This window comes from Sediminibacterium sp., from assembly GCF_051861365.1.
Classification (GTDB): Bacteria; Bacteroidota; Bacteroidia; order Chitinophagales; family Chitinophagaceae; genus Sediminibacterium.
Map to the genome: position 1 here is coordinate 1 of NZ_JBHYCW010000037.1, position 16,208 is coordinate 16,208.

Below are 16,208 nucleotides of genomic sequence, written 5' to 3' on the forward strand. Positions count from 1 at the left end.
GATCGGGTGATCGGGTGATCGGGTGATCGGGTGATCGGGTGATCGGGTGATCGGGTGATCGGGTGATAAGACAAACCTGACGACGATATGCCTTATTGTATTCGTGAATAACTTTTTTTAAACCCGATATCCTGATATCCTGATTACCCGATCACCCTATTATCAATGACTCTAACTCTGTATTTTTGCACATCTATGAAAGTACATCGTGAATTGGCGGGTTCTTTGCCGGAATTTAGGAATGCTGTGGTGACCATTGGTACATTTGATGGCGTTCATAAGGGACACCAACAGATCCTGGCACAAATGAAGGAAGAGGCGGCTCGTATCAACGGTGAAACCATCATCATTACTTTCCACCCACATCCCAGAAAAATTGTTTCCTCTGTACCGGGTGATGTAAAGCTGTTAAACACTTTATCTGAAAAAAAATTATTGCTGGAAAAAGCGGGTATAGATCATTTGGTGGTAGTACCTTTTGATCATCATTTTGCCAATCAATCTGCCGATGAATATGTTCGGGATTTTTTGTACCAATACTTTAGACCCCATACCATCATTATTGGATACGATCATCGCTTTGGAAAAGGCAGAACCGGCGACTATCACCTCCTTGAAGATTTTGGGAAAGAACTCGGATTTGAAGTCAAAGAAATTCCGGAGCAATTGTTGAATGAAATTGCTGTTAGTTCCACAAGAATACGCCAAGCCATTGCTAACAATGATATTGACACCGCCAATGCTGCTTTGGGGCATCCTTATTTTTTTGAAGGACTGGTGATTGAAGGGAATCAATTAGGAAGAACCATTGGTTATCCGACTGCAAATCTCCATATCGGAAGTGAAGAAAAACTGATACCGGGCAATGGCGTATATGCTGTACAAGTAGAAATCTTATCTAACCTACATGCTACTCAACAGAAGCTGAAAGGCATGATGAATATTGGTATCCGTCCCACCATTGATGGAAAGAAAAGAGTGATTGAAGTCAATATTTTTGATTTTGATGCGGATATCTATGGACAAACATTACGCGTACACGTATTGAAACAGTTGCGCAATGAAATCAAATTCGAAGGACTGGAAGCCTTAAAAACACAACTGGGCATTGATAAGCTACAAGCTATGAGCTGTGAGCTATGAGCTTTTATATGTTGAATTAGAGGATCCAATAGCTAGTAGGGGATAAAAGCATTGCTTTTATCCGATGTAAGACGAATACTAATTCATAAGCCTTGTCATTTATAAAATGAATAGTAATAAACCTACAATAACTACCACTCAAAGCTCGTAGCTCGTGGCTCATAGCTCACAGCCTATATACCTTAGACACTAATGATTTCTTATTCAATATTCATCATCCCCTCTCCCTCACTTTCTCCCAATTCAAATCCGCTTTTTGAATAAAGCCGGATTGATCTTTATTCCATAGTTCCTGTACTTTCAAATTGTAATTGAAATACAGTTTACCATTCAATATTTTCCATGTTTCGATAACAGTGGGAGCTTTATATCCGCCCGACATCCCATAAGCACAGTAGCCTCCGTATTGTGGTACATATTTTTCCGGATTGGTTTTAAACAGCTCCAAATTTTCTTTTGAACTAAACAGCCAAGTTGCATCTTTCCAAGTGTATGAAAAGCTTTCATTGCCTTGTACCGGCTTTGACTCAGAAAAAAAGGCCACTACATCATATCCGCGAATCGCTTTTCCGTTGGTACTAAAGATTTCTGCTTTTTGAGCAAATGTGGTGGATAGTCCTATCAATAGGAGTACAATAGATCCAATTATTTTTTTCATGATCGTATCAGGTTTGCAGGATAGACGAACCTTTACGAATATGCTTACAATAAAAGAGAAAGATTAATTCATCATTTTTACCACCATTTCTTTCATGAGTCCGGCATCAGAAGTACCGGCATCATATACACCAACACTTCGGAGATTGTATTGATGCAATAATAACAAAGCCTTTTCTACACCAGTATATTCATACTTACGGGCAGAACTCAAATAGTCTTTGATAAAATATGGATTGACCCCTAATGCACTGGCTGCAGATTTCTCATCGGGATTCTGCAATCCGAATAACATATATACTTTACTAAAATAGTTGTATAGCGCGGGTAGCACCAATTGTATGGGCGCCGCTTTTGGATTGGCTTCAAAATATTGAATGATCCGAATAGACTTTGACAGATCTTTTCTTCCAATGGCTTCCTGCAATTCAAATACATTGAACTCTTTGCTGATACCAATGTATTTTTCGATATCGTCTTCCGTAATATTGGTTCTGCCGGCCAAGTTGACCGCCAGTTTTTCAATTTCGTTTTCAATGCGACTCAAATCATTCCCTACATGATCTACCAATAACATCAATGCTTTTTGATTGATGGATAACTGATGTTTCTTCACCATTTCAAGTGTCCAATCCGGCAACTGGTTATCATACATCTTTTTGGTGGTCAACATCTCCCCCTTTGATTTCAGGGTCTTGGCGAGCTTGGAACGACCATCCACTTTTTTATCCTTATAGCTTACCACGAAAATGGTTGAGGGCAAGGGGTTTTCGATATAAGGTTCCAGCTTATCGATATCGCGCATTTGTTGCGCCTCTTTTAAAATCACCACTTGTCGCTCAGCAAACATGGGGTATCTGCGACAAGCATTGACTACTGCGGCCCAGTCTGCATCTTTTCCGTAAAAAACAGTGAGATTAAATCCAACTTCAGCCTCACCCAAAATTTTGTGTTCCGCATAATCCACCACCTGATCAATAAAGTAGGGCTCTTCTCCTTCCAGCCAATAAATGGGCTTGAATACTCCTTTTTTCCACTCTGTTATGATCTTTTCCGCCGACATGGGTGCAAAGATGAAGGATGATGAAGGATTTAAAAAATGTGTAAGGGTTTAGTTATGAACATGGCTTGTGGCTTACGGCTTATGGCTTATGGTCCATAGTCCATGGTCGATAGTAAAAGCCCATGGACTATGGACTATGGACTATGGACTATGGACTATGACCAAACGGAAAAACAGCATAAATATTGCAGTTCTCAGGTTACAATTTGAATATTTTCAGGGTTCAGGATTGGTAGGTTTTGAAAACGGAGGACTATGTTGGCAGTGACTATGACGTCTTGCTGGCAATAATTGATGATCCGCTGTAAGTCTTTTTCTAAGTAGTAAACATCTTGCACCATGCTTCCATCCATATCTGTTTTTGAAGTGGGGATTCCTAGGACATGGGCTAATAAATGGAGGGATACATAGTTTTTATGGTCGCCGAATTTCCACCAATTCATGGTGTCAACCATCTTTAGCTCCCATGGCTTTTTATCTTGAATGTTTAGATAGGGAGGTAAAGAAAGATGATTGATCAACATGCGCCGCCCGATATAGGGGATATCAAACTCACGAATATTATGTCCGGCAAACTGGAAGTTTGGATTGATTCGATAGAGTTTATCGCATAATTCAGTGAAAATACGCAGTATTTCTACCTCATGATCCCCCGCTATACTCTTTATTTTGAGATGCCATTCTCCTTCATCCTGATACAAAAAAGCGGTGGATATGCAGATGATTTTACCGAATTCAGCTAAAATTCCCGCCCTTTTTCGATAAGCTTCTGGGGGAGCCATATCTTCTGGCACGGTTTTAGGTATTTTGTCGAAAAACAGGGATTGCCATACAGGATCCAGTTCTATAAAGGATGGTACGGCGGGCACTGTTTCAATATCAATGAATAACAGATCCTTGAGCATAAGCACTGTTTTAAATTCCGTTAACTCAAAAATTACAACGTATGAACTACATCAACACCAACGATCAGAATGCTGCTCCAGAGCAGAAAGACAACCGTAAAGTAATATACGGTATTCTGATAGTAGCCCTTTTGGCTACCTGGGCTTATATCTTCTATGATAAAAGCCGTACTACCGAAACCATCGGTCAATTAGAAACCCGTATTACCAATGTAGACAGTGCTCGTAATGCCATTCAGCAAGAGTTTCTCGAGGTATCTGCTAAAGCTGATTCACTGACGCAGAGCAATATCCAGTTACAAGGTGCTTTGGCCGATCGCGGATCTGAGATTCAAAAGATGAAAGGAAATATCAACAATATCCTGAAACGCAAAAATGCTTCAGATGCTGAACTGGCGCAGGCTAAACAAATGATCAGTGAATTGAATGGTAAAATCGACGGTTTATTTGCTGAAATCGAAAAGCTTCAAGGTGAGAACAAGCAACTGACTGCCGCCAATGAGCAGTTGAGCACTGAAAAAACACAACTGACTTCAGAAAAAGAAAATCTTCAGCAGAATCTGAGTGCTACTAAAAAAGAGTTGGATGAAAAAGTAGATGTTGCCTCTACCCTGCATGCTTCTAATATTGGCATCACTGCCATTGATATCCGCAACAGCGGCAATGAAAAAACCACTTCAACTGCAAAAAGAGCTGACTTAATGCGTATCTCTTTTGTATTAGATCCAAATCGTATTGCTCCAAGTGGCGTAAAAGATATTTATGTATGTGTTACCGGACCTGATGGAAAAGTAATCAGCGAAGGCACCAAATTCATTACCCGTGAAGAAGGCGAAAAAATATATACCAGCAAAGTATCTGTTACCTATGAGCAAGGCAAAGTAACTCCTGTAAGTTTTGACTGGAAACAAACTACCAAATACCAAACCGGTAACTATAAAATTGAGATCTATAACAACGGTTTCAAAATTGGTGAAGGTGTGAAGACTTTGAAGAAAGGGGGATTGTTTAGTTAAGAGACAAGAATAAAGAGACAAGAATAAAGAGACAAGGGACAAGGAAGTAACAAGAACAAAGAAAGAAGATACACGGAAAGAACAAGTACACAAGTCCCAATTTAAATAGCGCCGGACTTCAGTCCGGCGAGCAATTCAAACCTGTAATATTTCCGGGGGGTAATATTTAGCAAGCAACAACCAAAGGCGTCCGTTAGGGCGCCTTTTGAGTGAAAGGTGAAACGTGAAAAAGGCTGATTTCACCTTTCACCTTTCACTTTTCACTTTTCCTCCCTCTTCCCTATCTTCACTCAAACTTTTCCATGCGTATCAATTGGCGGATCATATTGGTGGTGATTGCGGTGATTCTGGTGAGCGGAACGATTTTTTATTCGCAGTATGTAGCCGGGAAAATAGCTACCGAGGAAAGAATGTACGTGACCGTTTGGGTGGAAGCACAACGAACCATCTTGAACTCTTATGATACTTCCAATCTAAACTTAGCGACTTTTATCTCATCAGAAAATCAGGAAATACCCATCATTGAAACCAATGAGAACGATAGCATCACCGGTAACTACCTGAATCTTGACAGCAGTTTGGTGGCATCGGATAGTACTTATTTACAAAGCAAGCTCGAAGAATTCCGCCGATACAATAATAAGCCCATTGTATTGGTGATGAAAGACAATCCCTATACAGCCAATCATTATTACTATGGACAAAGTAAACTGCTGAAAGAAGTGAAGTTGTATCCATTGGTTCAATTAATCATTGTAGCCTTATTCATAGCGATTGCGATCATGGCTGTTCAATCGCATTACAAGAGTGCACAGAATCAATTATGGGCTGCCATGGCCAGGGAAACGGCACATCAACTGGGCACCCCTGTTTCCAGTTTGGAAGGATGGCTGGAAATTCTCAAACAGCAGGGAGAAAATCAACAGATCGTTCCTGAAATTGCCAAAGATGTAAAGCGACTGCAGTTGATTACAGACCGTTTTGGTAAGATAGGAAGTCAACCAAAACTTGAACCCGGCGATCCTTTTGAACAAATTGATCAGATGATTGCTTACATGAAAAAAAGATCCGGTGGACAAGTACAATTTGAATTTACCAAGCAGCCACTAGCTGTTCAGCCGAAATTCAGTGCGCCATTATTTGATTGGGTGATCGAAAACCTGATCAAAAATGCCTTAGATGCCATGGAAGGAAAAGGTACCATCACAATTGAAGCACATAGCACACATGAGGAATTACAAATTGATGTAACAGATACAGGAAAAGGAATCAGTGGCGTGAATATCAATAAAGTATTCAAACCTGGTTTTACAACGAAAAAAAGAGGTTGGGGACTGGGTCTCCCCCTCAGTAAGCGCATTATTGAAGAGTACCATGGCGGTAAGCTTTTTGTACGATGGAGTGAAAGTGGTAAAGGAACCAGCTTTCGAATCATTCTGCCTCTTCCTGAAGATGGGTCCCCATTACAGACATAGAAGATTCTCCATAGCTGCTCATCACTGCAAACCATTGTTGTAAAGCATGTGGTGTAGCGGTTTCTACATACAAGTTGGCTTCTTTGCAATAATTCAGCAATTCATGTTCAATTTTTCTTACATCATCATACTGTTGTTGATTGCCCAATTTGTGCAGACAACGGTTCATCCGTGATAATTTCTCATCCGACAAATGATCAAAAGCGTGCTGCTGTAATAATTGCCCGGTGGCACTTACCAGCAAAGTACATGACCTTGTTTTCATAGTGAATAATTTACTGCAAGTGACAACTGTAACATAACCGTACAATGATTAAATTGTAAAGGAATTGTTACCCGATTTTTTTGTGCATAATCTGTGAATCTGTGACAAACAATATTACTTGTAGGCAGTGGCTTGTTTCTGATTTACCCAACCTTTTATCGTATCTCCATCATTTGAATGAGGAAACCCGAAATCGTTTTGGACCGCATCCTTTTACTAAGGAAGCTTTGGAACATTTATATCATTATAATGATTACACAGGATTTATTGTAATAGAAAACAACAGCACTTTTATTATAGGATATGCCATTGTGAAATTGGGGTATCTGGAACACGATCATCCCAGGTTATTTAGTTACAATATTCAGCCAAACCATACTACAGATGCTACCTACGCCCCTTCTTTAGCAAATGACTGGCAAGGAAAAGGAATTGGAAAAGTGCTATGGAATCATACTAAAAACTACTTACAAAAACTGCAAAAACAAAGAGTCATTTTATGGGGTGGTGTTCAGGAAGATAATATGGTAGCCGTCAACTATTACAATAAAATCGGATTTATAAAGATTGGCTCATATGAGTATAATGGAAAAAATAATTTAGATATGGTGTGTACTATTCAATAAAAAAAGTGGCGAACATATAGGATCTGTTCGCCACTTTTATAATCAAGTAAAAAGTAAAAAATCAAAAGTCAAAATCTGACATCAGACATCAGAAATCAGACATCTATTTATCCGCTTGTCTCTTCACCGTACCTCCACTGCTTACATTGATATTACGTATCAATCCATCCCCTTTGAATCTTACATAACCACCACTACTGGCTTCTGCTGAAATTTCCTTGTTCACAGATACCTGAACGCCGGCGCCACTGCTTACATCTGCTTTGCAATAGGTTACATTCAAATCGTAGCCACGGAAAATACCGCCACTGCTACCGTCAACATTCAATGCTGAAGCTTTGCCTGCAACGGTAATGGTTCCTCCGCTGCTTACATCGGCAGTTAGTTTATCTAGGTCAACAGATTTGGCTTGAATAGAACCTCCACTGCTCGCTTCTAAACCATCCAACTGTGTGTAAGAAACATACACGACCACTTTCCAATTTCTTCTTCTCTCCCAGAATTTCCAATCGTCATTTTCTCTACCAATTCTTAAAACACCATTGGTAACAGTTGTTTTTACTTTGTCTAACAAGTCTGCATCATTGGTGGTAACAGCCAATTCTTCTTTGCTGCCTTTGGTCAGAATCACCTGTATACCTGCTGAAGTTTTTACCGCATGGAAAGATCCGACATTCCTTTTTTGAACGTTCTCCCCCGATACCACTTCCTGCCCCAAAGCCATAGAAAACAGCATGGTAAGGGCGAATAAACTAGACAATATTTTTTTCATACACTGTTTGTTTTAGGGTGTAACGGGGAGGAGGGGGAAAAGTTACAGTTTGAGATTAATAAGCTACAAGCTTCACGCTTCATGCTGCAAGAGAGATGTAGATTCCTCATAAAAAACTTGCAGCTTGCGGCGTGAAGCCTGCAGCCTGGAGCTCTTACCTCAAAACCACCGCCCCCAACGCCGGTAAATGCACTTTTAACCGGTAGCATTTGGAAGGTTTGTCTACCAGTTCGGATTGGATTTCGGGGTTAAAGACATCTCCTGTTCCCCAGAATTCTTTGGCATCACTATTAAAGATCTCCTGCCATTTACCTTTTCCATGAACATAAATTTCCCAATCCTGACGAACTATTGGTGTTACATTCAATATCACTAGTACATCGTCTTTCTCTTTTTTTCCTTTGCGTTTATAGACCATCACTGATTCACTTCGATGGTTTAAGTCTACCCATTCAAACCCATCCGGTTCAAATTGTTTTTCATACAGCGAGGGTTCTGATCGGTATAGTTCATTTAGTTTTTGAACACAGTACTTCATTCCACCATGACTCACAAACTGTAATAATTCCCATTGTAATTCACTTTTATAATTCCACTCACTGGTAGCACCGAATTCATTACCCATGAACAACAATTTTGCTCCCGGGTGTGTAAACATGTAAGTATAAAGGATTCTCAGATTCGCGAACTTTTGCCATTCATCGCCTGGCATTTTATACAACATCGGACTCTTGCCATGTACCACTTCATCATGACTCAAGGGTAACATGAAGTTCTCATCATTGAAATACATCATGCTAAAGGAAAACTTATCCTGATGAAACTGACGATAAATCGGATCCATTTTGAAATAATCCAAGGTATCATGCATCCAACCCATCATCCACTTCATCCCAAAGCCGAGTCCGCCTTCGAATGTTGGTTTGCTGATCTTTGGCCAATCTGTTGCTTCTTCAGCAATGGTTTGCACATCTGCAAAATCGCGGTATAGAGTTTCGTTCAAATCTTTGATGAAAGCAATCGCTTCCAGATTACCATTACCACCAAATTCATTCGGCTCCCACTGACCTTCGTTCCTACTGTAATCAAGACGCAGCATCGAGCTCACTGCATCCACCCTCAATCCATCTGTATGAAATTTATCGCACCAAAACCTTGCGCTGCTGATGAGAAAGGATTTTACTTCTCCCCTTTTATAATTAAAAATATAAGAGTTCCAATCGGGGTGATATCCTTTTCGCATATCTGCGTACTCGTAAGTATGCGTACCATCAAACATGAATAATCCATGTGCATCGTAGGGAAAATGTGAGGGTACCCAATCGAGTATCACGCCAATACCTGCCTGATGAAACGCATCTACCATGGCTGCATAATCCTGTGGTGTACCGAAACGGGAAGTAGGCGCAAAATATCCGGTGCCTTGGTATCCCCAGCTGCCATCAAAAGGATGTTCCATCACCGGCATGAACTCTACATGTGTAAAGCCCATTTCTTTCACATAAGGCACCAATCTTTCTGTGATCTGTTGATAGGTATTGTAAACTTCTTCATTGTTTTTATCCGGACGCATCCAACTGGCCAAATGCACTTCGTATACAGACCAGGGAGCATCTAATGCATTGTTTTTGGAGCGTTGTTGCATCCATTCTTGGTCCTTCCATTCATAATCGGTTTGCCAAGTGATGGAAGCAGTATATGGACGTTTCTCCCAAAAATGCGCAAAGGGATCTCCTTTATCCAGTTTGATTCCTTTAAAACCGTGGATATGATATTTATATACTTCTCCGGTCTTGATCCCCGGAATAAATCCTTCCCAAATACCTGAATTATCCAGACGAACTTTTAAGGGGTGAGACTCCTTGTTCCACTCATTAAAATATCCGGTAACACTTACAAATGTGGCATTGGGTGCCCATACGGCGAAATAAGTCCCTTCGGTATCCAGTACTGTAATTTGTTTATTACCAAAATAATCATAGAGCCGATAATGCGTGCCTTGCTGAAAGTTTTGCACGTCTTCATTTGAAAACAAAGAATAATTCCATACAGACTGTTCAGCATCAACAAAATGGATCTCTTCGTATTTCTTATCCGTCGTTCCAACCTTTTGTCCGCTTGTGTCTCCTTCTGACAGATTAGATCTTGAGGTAGTCTTTGACTTATTAATTTTATCGTTCATGGGTTCAAAGAGATCAGATTAAAAAAATTATTAACATTAATTTATAACTATACATTTAGTTATTAAACATTTTTTATGGATTTTGCTGTAACAAGCATCTAATGCTGCAAGCTACCAACAATGAAAAAACTAACTGCTATTCTGCTGGTGATCGGTTTCTGCACCATCTCTTTCAGCTATGCCCAAACGGGTTCCCTTAAAGGTACGGTTGTTGACTCTACCAATAAAGTAAATCTCCACAATGCTGTAGTTTCCTTATTAAGACCCAAGGATTCTGTGTTGGTCAAGTTTGTAAGAACCAATCCACAAGGCGCATTCGAGTTTTCAAATCTGCCGGCAGGAAAATTCATCGTGATGATCACTTACCCTGATTATGCAGATTATATTGATGATATAGACCTTTCGACTACGCTTCAAAAATCAATGGGTAATGTATTTGTTACCACGAAAGCCCATTTATTGGAAGAAGTGATCGTGAAACAAAGGATTGCCGCTATACGTATGAAGGGCGATACCACTGAATATCGGGCAGATAGTTTTTATGTTGGTCCCAATGCCAATGTACAAGACCTTTTAAAACGTATGCCGGGTATTCAAGTAAATAGTAAAGGTGAGATCACCGCTCAGGGACAAAAAGTAGAGAAAGTGTTGGTGGATGGAGAAGAATTCTTCAGCGACGACCCTGCCGTAGTAACGCAGAATTTACGTGCAGATGCGATTGATAAAGTGCAGGTATTTGATAAAAAAAGTGATCAGGCTGTGTTTACGGGGATTGATGATGGACAAACGGCTAAAACCATCAACCTTCAAATGAAAGAAGACGCCAAAAAAGGTTATTTCGGTAAAGTAGAAGCAGGTGCTGATTTCGACAAGTACCGTTATGGGAAAGGCATGTTGAATGCTTTTAAAGGCAAGCGAAAATTTGCTGCGTTTATCACGAACGACAATACCAAGTTTGAATCTTTAAACTGGAATGAAAGAAATAATTATAGCGGTGGCTCTGATAATATGACGGTGATGGATGATGGTGGTATCGCTATTTTTGATGGTGGTGGCGATGAGTTCAGTTATGGTCAAGGTTTACCTACTTCTACAACGGGTGGATTGTTGTTTAGTAATAAATGGAATCAAGACAAACACAATATCAACAACTCTTATCAATACAATAATTTGAATGTTCGTGGTCTTAACAGAACCAGTACACAAACCATTTTACCGGATACCACTTTTTTCAATACACAGGAACAGAATTTTGTGAGTGATAGAAGACGTAACCGCATCAATAGCAAATATGAGTTGCGTATTGATTCTACCAGCACTTTGAAGATGACACTGACCGGTTCGATTATCAATAACAGAAACGCCAACAGCTTTTTGGGCAAAGCCATCAGTGAAGAAGGGCAATTGATCAACCAGTCAGATAGAACAACCACTAATGACGGTGAAGACAGAAATTTATTGGGTTCATTACAATGGCAAAAACGATTGAAGAAAAAAGGAAGAACACTATCATTCAACGGCGACTTTTCAATCATGAACAAAACAAATGATGGATTCCTTTTTGCGAAGAATGATTTCTACGATAAAAATGGAAATTTGGTTCGTCAAGATAATCTTGACCAGTTTAAAACCAATACGGAAGATCTTTCGGGCGTCAATGGTCGTCTTGCCTATACAGAGCCTCTCTGGAAAAATACATTCCTTGAGTTGAATTATCGTTTCTCACTGAATAGAAATGATGCGGAAAGAAACACGCTGGAGAAAACGACACCGGGAGGTAAATATGAAAACCGTATTGATACATTGAGCAATCATTTTATTTATAACAACAACACCCACACCGGTGGTTTCACTTTTAGATTAAATGAAAAGAAATATAGCTTATCCATTGGCATGGCGGCTGGAAGTGCAAGGTTCAATTTAGATGATATCAATACCGGTGCTAAACGCAGCATTCAATTCGCCAACTTATTACCTACTGCAGTTCTTACATTCAATCCGAAGAAACAAACAAGACTGAGATTCAATTATACGGGTAATACAAGAAATCCAACGTTACAGCAAATACAGCCATTTATTGACAATATCGATCCGTTGAACATCACCATTGGAAATCCTAATCTAAAACAAGAATTCAGGCATAATTTCAATATTAATTTTAGTGACTACAAGGTTTTGAAAAGCAAAAACTTTTTCCTGAGCGGTAATTTAACAACAACGAATAATGCCATTACGAATGCAAATTTCATTGACAGTCTAGGAAGAAGGGTAAATCAGGCTATCAATGTAAATGGTAATTACAATGCATATTTCTGGAGTAATTATGGTTTTGACATATTCCCTTCTTACAACTTAGGTTTTGGATTTAGCCCAGGCTTTAATCGATTTGTAAACCGAGTAAACGGCTTAGAAAATGTGAGCACCAATAATACATATCGATTTACTATTAATCTTGGCCATTGGACTGAGAAGAAGCTAAGTTTCTATACAAGTTTTTCATCGACACTGAATAATTCAAAGTCGTCAATCCGTCCTAATGTTGTTACGAATTTCTGGTCTCATACAGGATACGCAGATGTAACTTTAAAATTACCTGCCAAATTATTTTTCCAAATGGATGCTCAAATAACTATGTATCAAAAAACAGCTCAGTTTGCCAATAACAGCAATGTATACATCGTAAATAGCTATTTGAAGAAAACCTTTGGTAAGTCTGATAAACTGGAGATGAAAGTATCCATCAACGATATCTTCAATAACAACCAAAATATCCGAAGAAATATTAGTACCAACTTCATCACTGAAACCATACAGCAAAATATCCAACGTTTCTGGTTATTTACTATTGCGTACAACTTCAGTAAAAATGGCAAACCAACACAAGGATTCTAAAAGATTGAACCATGAAAAAGTTAATGACATTCTTATTTGTACTGGCTTTTTTGAATAGCTTTTCACAAGCGAGATTCATCAGTTCCGGCAGAATAGAGTTTGAAAGAAAATACAATCAACACAGTCAGTTTGAAGGACAAGAAGAAGGCATTTGGGTAGCTGAGATGAAAAAGAACTATCCAAAAATGGTAACTGATTTTTATGAACTGAGATTCAATTCCGAAAAATCTGTTTATAAACTGATGAAAGAAAACCCGGACAATAAATATTTGTGGATGGGTAAACCCAACGAATCAGATGTTGCTGTAAAAGACCTCGCTAAAGGAACTTTATCGATTCAACGAGATGTGTTTGAACAAACCTATATCATACAAGATAGTCTTCGTCAATTAGAATGGCGTATCACGGATGAAACCAGAACCATTGCCGGATTTGAATGTAAAAAAGCAGTGACCCGTATTTGTGATTCGGTGTATGTAGTCGCTTTTTATACGGATCAAATTCTGGTGAACAGTGGTCCGGAAAGCTTTAGTGGTTTACCCGGCATGATCCTAGGATTGGCAGTACCGAGATTACATACAACATGGTTCGCAACAAAAGTTGAATTGATTGAACCCACTCCCGGACAGCTCTTCCCTTCTCAAAAAGGAAAGAAAGCTACCTGGCAACAAGTCTCTGCAGACTTGAACAAAGCCATGAAAGACTGGGGACGTGGGGCCGATAGAATTCTATGGAGTGCCTTACTATAGCATCAATTCAATGAAGGCTTAGGGGCATTTGTCATCAGACTATTGGTGGCTAAGATCAATGCCTGAATAATGAATGCTATAGCGATCAGTAACGCCATTTCCAAAGTTGTCAAGATCACGGATCCGGCAACAATGGATTTAGACTCCTGATTTAATTTTGTACCCTCTTCAATCTGAATGGTTGACAGCTGTCTCAATTGTGCATTCAACTGTCGATACGATTGTTTTAATCCATCATACAAAGTCGGATTGATAGCTGCCATATTCAATACATGAGCTTCCTTTGTCTGCAGAAGCTGGTACTGTTTCGTAAAATCTTTAAAAGTAGCTGTTTCAGCCTGCGTAAATTTTGTCTTTTTGTAGGATTTGATCAGATCAGCAATCGCCGCATCATGAAAATACAGTGAATGATTCAACTGATGAGAGTTTACATTTTTCCCATCGAAATACTGATCCGTTAACTGATGTTTTTGGTACAGGTGATCAGAAATTTTATAGATATAACTTTCCACGAGTAATCTGTCTTCATATACAGAAGAAAAAGAGTCACCCAACATCGCAACATTCTTACGATCCATTACATTCTTGCAAAAGACCATTGCCAGAACAATCCCCAATAAACCTGCCACTTTCATACGTGGTCCGATAGCATAAGCCCAATTCATAGTTAATGATTTAAGGATGAAACAATGTTGTGCTCCTTATCAATTTAACCAATAAAACTGAGGAAACCTAAGGATTGGGGAGTTGTAATATCTTAATGTGTATTTTATTGCCACTGAGGGCACTGAGGAACACAGAAATAGATGGTTCAGTGCCTTTCTGTGCCCTCAGTGGCAATAAAAGTTACTTATTAGCCCTCATCCTCTTCGGCCCATACCACAACCAGAATCCGGTAATGGTGAAGAGTAACAAAGCCAATCCCATAATAGTCGTATAGATCAACTTAAAAGTGCCGGAGGGAATATTCAGATAATGGTCTACCAAAGAACCATCGTGGATCTTCTCAATATAATCTGCTCTTCGTTTCTCAATATGCAACAATGCACCGGTAGCGGCATCTATTTGCACCGCCGTAAAATGATCTGTAAATAAAAATTTCACCATCCCCTTTTCCGGTCTAAAATCAATTCGATCGATATGGGTGGATAAACTACTATCAGACTGCTTCAAATAATAAACGGCTTGTTGAGTTAGACTGTCTACCGACAACCAATCTTTAGATAAGGTTGAACTGCCTTTGTATGATTTTGCTAAGAGTAGCCCATTACTATTTTTCTTCCATCCCAACAATAATCCGGTAACAGCTACAATAAAAAAGAATACAAATAGCAAAGCACCTGTAACTCTATGCACTTTTCTGAATACCCTTAAAACTTTGGCTTGCGCTTGCCGCTTCGTTACTTGATCTGACATACCCAGCTTTTACTGAAACGCTAAATATATTCAATATCGAGTAATGGAGGAGTATTTTATGCTGACCGGATTAATCAGCCATAATGCAATGCGTATAGATGACCATTATTCAAAATGCTGCAGATTCACTGCTTTATAACTCCATTTATCGAGTGTACCATCGAAGCTCACAGTAACCCATTCTTTCGCAAAAGGATTCCAAACAACTCCCCATAAATTATGTTTCCCATCGCCTCCGGTGTATAACAAATTCCCTTCTCGATCCCATACACGCAATCGATCACTGGCGGTGGCCAATAATGAACCATCATGATTCCATTTCATATCCCTATACTCCATTTTACTTTTCTTGATGGTTTTGAATAATTTCCCTTCTGTAGTCCAGAATTGCAATAATGTAGGAACACCTTCTTGTTCATGACCATAATCACCGCTCACAAAGAAAAGTCCATTTGGATGCCATTCAACTGCCAATACCCCTGTCGCTTCTTCCCGATGTTTTAATACGGCTAGCTTCTTTCCACTCATGTCATACATACGAATATCATCCCCACTCACCAGCAATACATTTTTGGAAGGATGCCAATCTATGTCTAGATAACTATTGTTGTCTTCTTTGGCAATGGTTCTAATCAATTCTCCTTTTTCATTCCATATTTTGACCAGGTGATTATCAGTTGCCGCTAAAAACTTGCCATTGTAACTCCAACTGACTCCCCTAGCCCCCCATGCTGCACCTACTAAAGGAATGGAATCACCTGTCACCATATTCCTTAGATGCATTTTTTTATCACCGGTAGCTACGGCTAATAATTGTCCATTGGGTTGCCATTCCATGCGTCTGATCATGGAATTGACCGGAAAGGTTTTGATCAGCTTTAAATCTTTGTATTGATACAATCTGATCTGTTGATCATCGCCACCGGTTACTACAAAACGACCACTATGATCAATGGCTACAGTCCATAACCCCTTACCCGGTGATGCTATCAAAGCACTCGATATCCATAAACTGTACACTAATAAAATGATTCGTTGCATAATAGC

The 16,208-nt window shown here is 39.4% G+C and carries 15 protein-coding genes; 6 read left to right on the forward strand and 9 right to left on the reverse strand.

Features of this window, described 5'->3' with window-relative positions; translation table 11 throughout:
• Positions 1-195: 195 nt before the first annotated feature.
• The gene (locus ACTIEV_RS13760) at positions 196-1,143 is read left to right on the forward strand and encodes a bifunctional riboflavin kinase/FAD synthetase (RefSeq protein WP_322194773.1); all 948 of its coding nucleotides are present in this window, start codon (positions 196-198) and stop codon (positions 1,141-1,143) included.
• A 214-nt stretch (positions 1,144-1,357) separates the two neighbouring features.
• Here the strand turns inward: ACTIEV_RS13760 and ACTIEV_RS13765 are convergent, their stop codons facing one another.
• The 3 genes from ACTIEV_RS13765 to ACTIEV_RS13775 all read right to left on the reverse strand — a co-directional run bounded on the left by ACTIEV_RS13765 (position 1,358) and on the right by ACTIEV_RS13775 (position 3,768).
• Positions 1,358-1,801 (reverse strand): YHS domain-containing (seleno)protein, encoded by a 444-nt coding sequence (locus tag ACTIEV_RS13765; RefSeq protein WP_322194771.1) that lies wholly within the window; start codon positions 1,799-1,801, stop codon positions 1,358-1,360.
• 63 nt (positions 1,802-1,864) lie between these two features.
• Positions 1,865-2,863 (reverse strand): DNA polymerase III subunit delta, encoded by a 999-nt coding sequence (gene holA / locus ACTIEV_RS13770; protein WP_322194769.1) that lies wholly within the window; start codon positions 2,861-2,863, stop codon positions 1,865-1,867.
• Positions 2,864-3,057: 194 nt separating this feature from the next.
• Positions 3,058-3,768: a ribonuclease H-like domain-containing protein gene (locus ACTIEV_RS13775; RefSeq protein WP_322194767.1), complete on the reverse strand. Its 711-nt coding sequence runs from the start codon at positions 3,766-3,768 to the stop codon at positions 3,058-3,060.
• Between the two features lie 41 nt (positions 3,769-3,809).
• Here ACTIEV_RS13775 and ACTIEV_RS13780 point away from each other — a divergent pair, with 41 nt between their 5' ends.
• Together ACTIEV_RS13780 and ACTIEV_RS13785 are read left to right on the forward strand one after the other, a co-directional pair.
• Positions 3,810-4,784, forward strand: a complete 975-nt coding sequence (locus ACTIEV_RS13780; RefSeq protein ID WP_250685902.1) for a hypothetical protein — start codon at positions 3,810-3,812, stop codon at positions 4,782-4,784.
• A 302-nt stretch (positions 4,785-5,086) separates the two neighbouring features.
• Positions 5,087-6,259: a sensor histidine kinase gene (locus ACTIEV_RS13785; RefSeq protein ID WP_439516686.1), complete on the forward strand. Its 1,173-nt coding sequence runs from the start codon at positions 5,087-5,089 to the stop codon at positions 6,257-6,259.
• Here ACTIEV_RS13785 and ACTIEV_RS13790 read toward each other — a convergent pair.
• Positions 6,216-6,524 carry a hypothetical protein gene (locus ACTIEV_RS13790; RefSeq protein WP_439516687.1) on the reverse strand — a complete coding sequence of 103 codons (309 nt, stop codon included), beginning with the start codon at positions 6,522-6,524 and terminating at the stop codon, positions 6,216-6,218. The genes ACTIEV_RS13785 and ACTIEV_RS13790 overlap by 44 nt on opposite strands.
• Positions 6,525-6,697: 173 nt before the next feature.
• On the opposite strand from ACTIEV_RS13790, the gene ACTIEV_RS13795 reads away from it, so the two are divergent.
• Positions 6,698-7,150 (forward strand): GNAT family N-acetyltransferase, encoded by a 453-nt coding sequence (locus ACTIEV_RS13795; protein ID WP_439516688.1) that lies wholly within the window; start codon positions 6,698-6,700, stop codon positions 7,148-7,150.
• 103 nt (positions 7,151-7,253) lie between these two features.
• On the opposite strand, the gene ACTIEV_RS13800 is transcribed toward ACTIEV_RS13795, so the two are convergent.
• A complete protein-coding gene (locus ACTIEV_RS13800) occupies positions 7,254-7,922 on the reverse strand; it encodes a head GIN domain-containing protein (protein ID WP_439516689.1) in 669 nt (222 codons plus the stop codon).
• A gap of 154 nt (positions 7,923-8,076) precedes the next feature.
• The gene (gene glgB, locus ACTIEV_RS13805) at positions 8,077-10,104 is read right to left on the reverse strand and encodes a 1,4-alpha-glucan branching protein GlgB (protein WP_439516690.1); all 2,028 of its coding nucleotides are present in this window, start codon (positions 10,102-10,104) and stop codon (positions 8,077-8,079) included.
• A 120-nt stretch (positions 10,105-10,224) separates the two neighbouring features.
• Here glgB and ACTIEV_RS13810 point away from each other — a divergent pair, with 120 nt between their 5' ends.
• Both ACTIEV_RS13810 and ACTIEV_RS13815 read left to right on the forward strand, forming a co-directional pair.
• Entirely contained in the window at positions 10,225-12,996 is a 2,772-nt protein-coding gene (locus ACTIEV_RS13810) for an outer membrane beta-barrel family protein (RefSeq protein WP_439516691.1), read from the forward strand.
• Positions 12,997-13,007: 11 nt separating this feature from the next.
• Positions 13,008-13,745, forward strand: a complete 738-nt coding sequence (locus tag ACTIEV_RS13815; protein WP_322195343.1) for a GLPGLI family protein — start codon at positions 13,008-13,010, stop codon at positions 13,743-13,745.
• 2 nt (positions 13,746-13,747) lie between these two features.
• Here the strand turns inward: ACTIEV_RS13815 and ACTIEV_RS13820 are convergent, their stop codons facing one another.
• The 3 genes from ACTIEV_RS13820 to ACTIEV_RS13830 form a co-directional block, all read right to left on the reverse strand.
• Entirely contained in the window at positions 13,748-14,410 is a 663-nt protein-coding gene (locus ACTIEV_RS13820; RefSeq protein ID WP_322195344.1) for an MCP four helix bundle domain-containing protein, read from the reverse strand.
• A 181-nt stretch (positions 14,411-14,591) separates the two neighbouring features.
• Positions 14,592-15,161, reverse strand: a complete 570-nt coding sequence (locus tag ACTIEV_RS13825; RefSeq protein ID WP_322195345.1) for a PepSY-associated TM helix domain-containing protein — start codon at positions 15,159-15,161, stop codon at positions 14,592-14,594.
• Between the two features lie 105 nt (positions 15,162-15,266).
• Positions 15,267-16,202 carry a WD40 repeat domain-containing protein gene (locus tag ACTIEV_RS13830; RefSeq protein WP_322195346.1) on the reverse strand — a complete coding sequence of 312 codons (936 nt, stop codon included), beginning with the start codon at positions 16,200-16,202 and terminating at the stop codon, positions 15,267-15,269.
• Between the last annotated feature and the right edge of the window lie 6 nt (positions 16,203-16,208).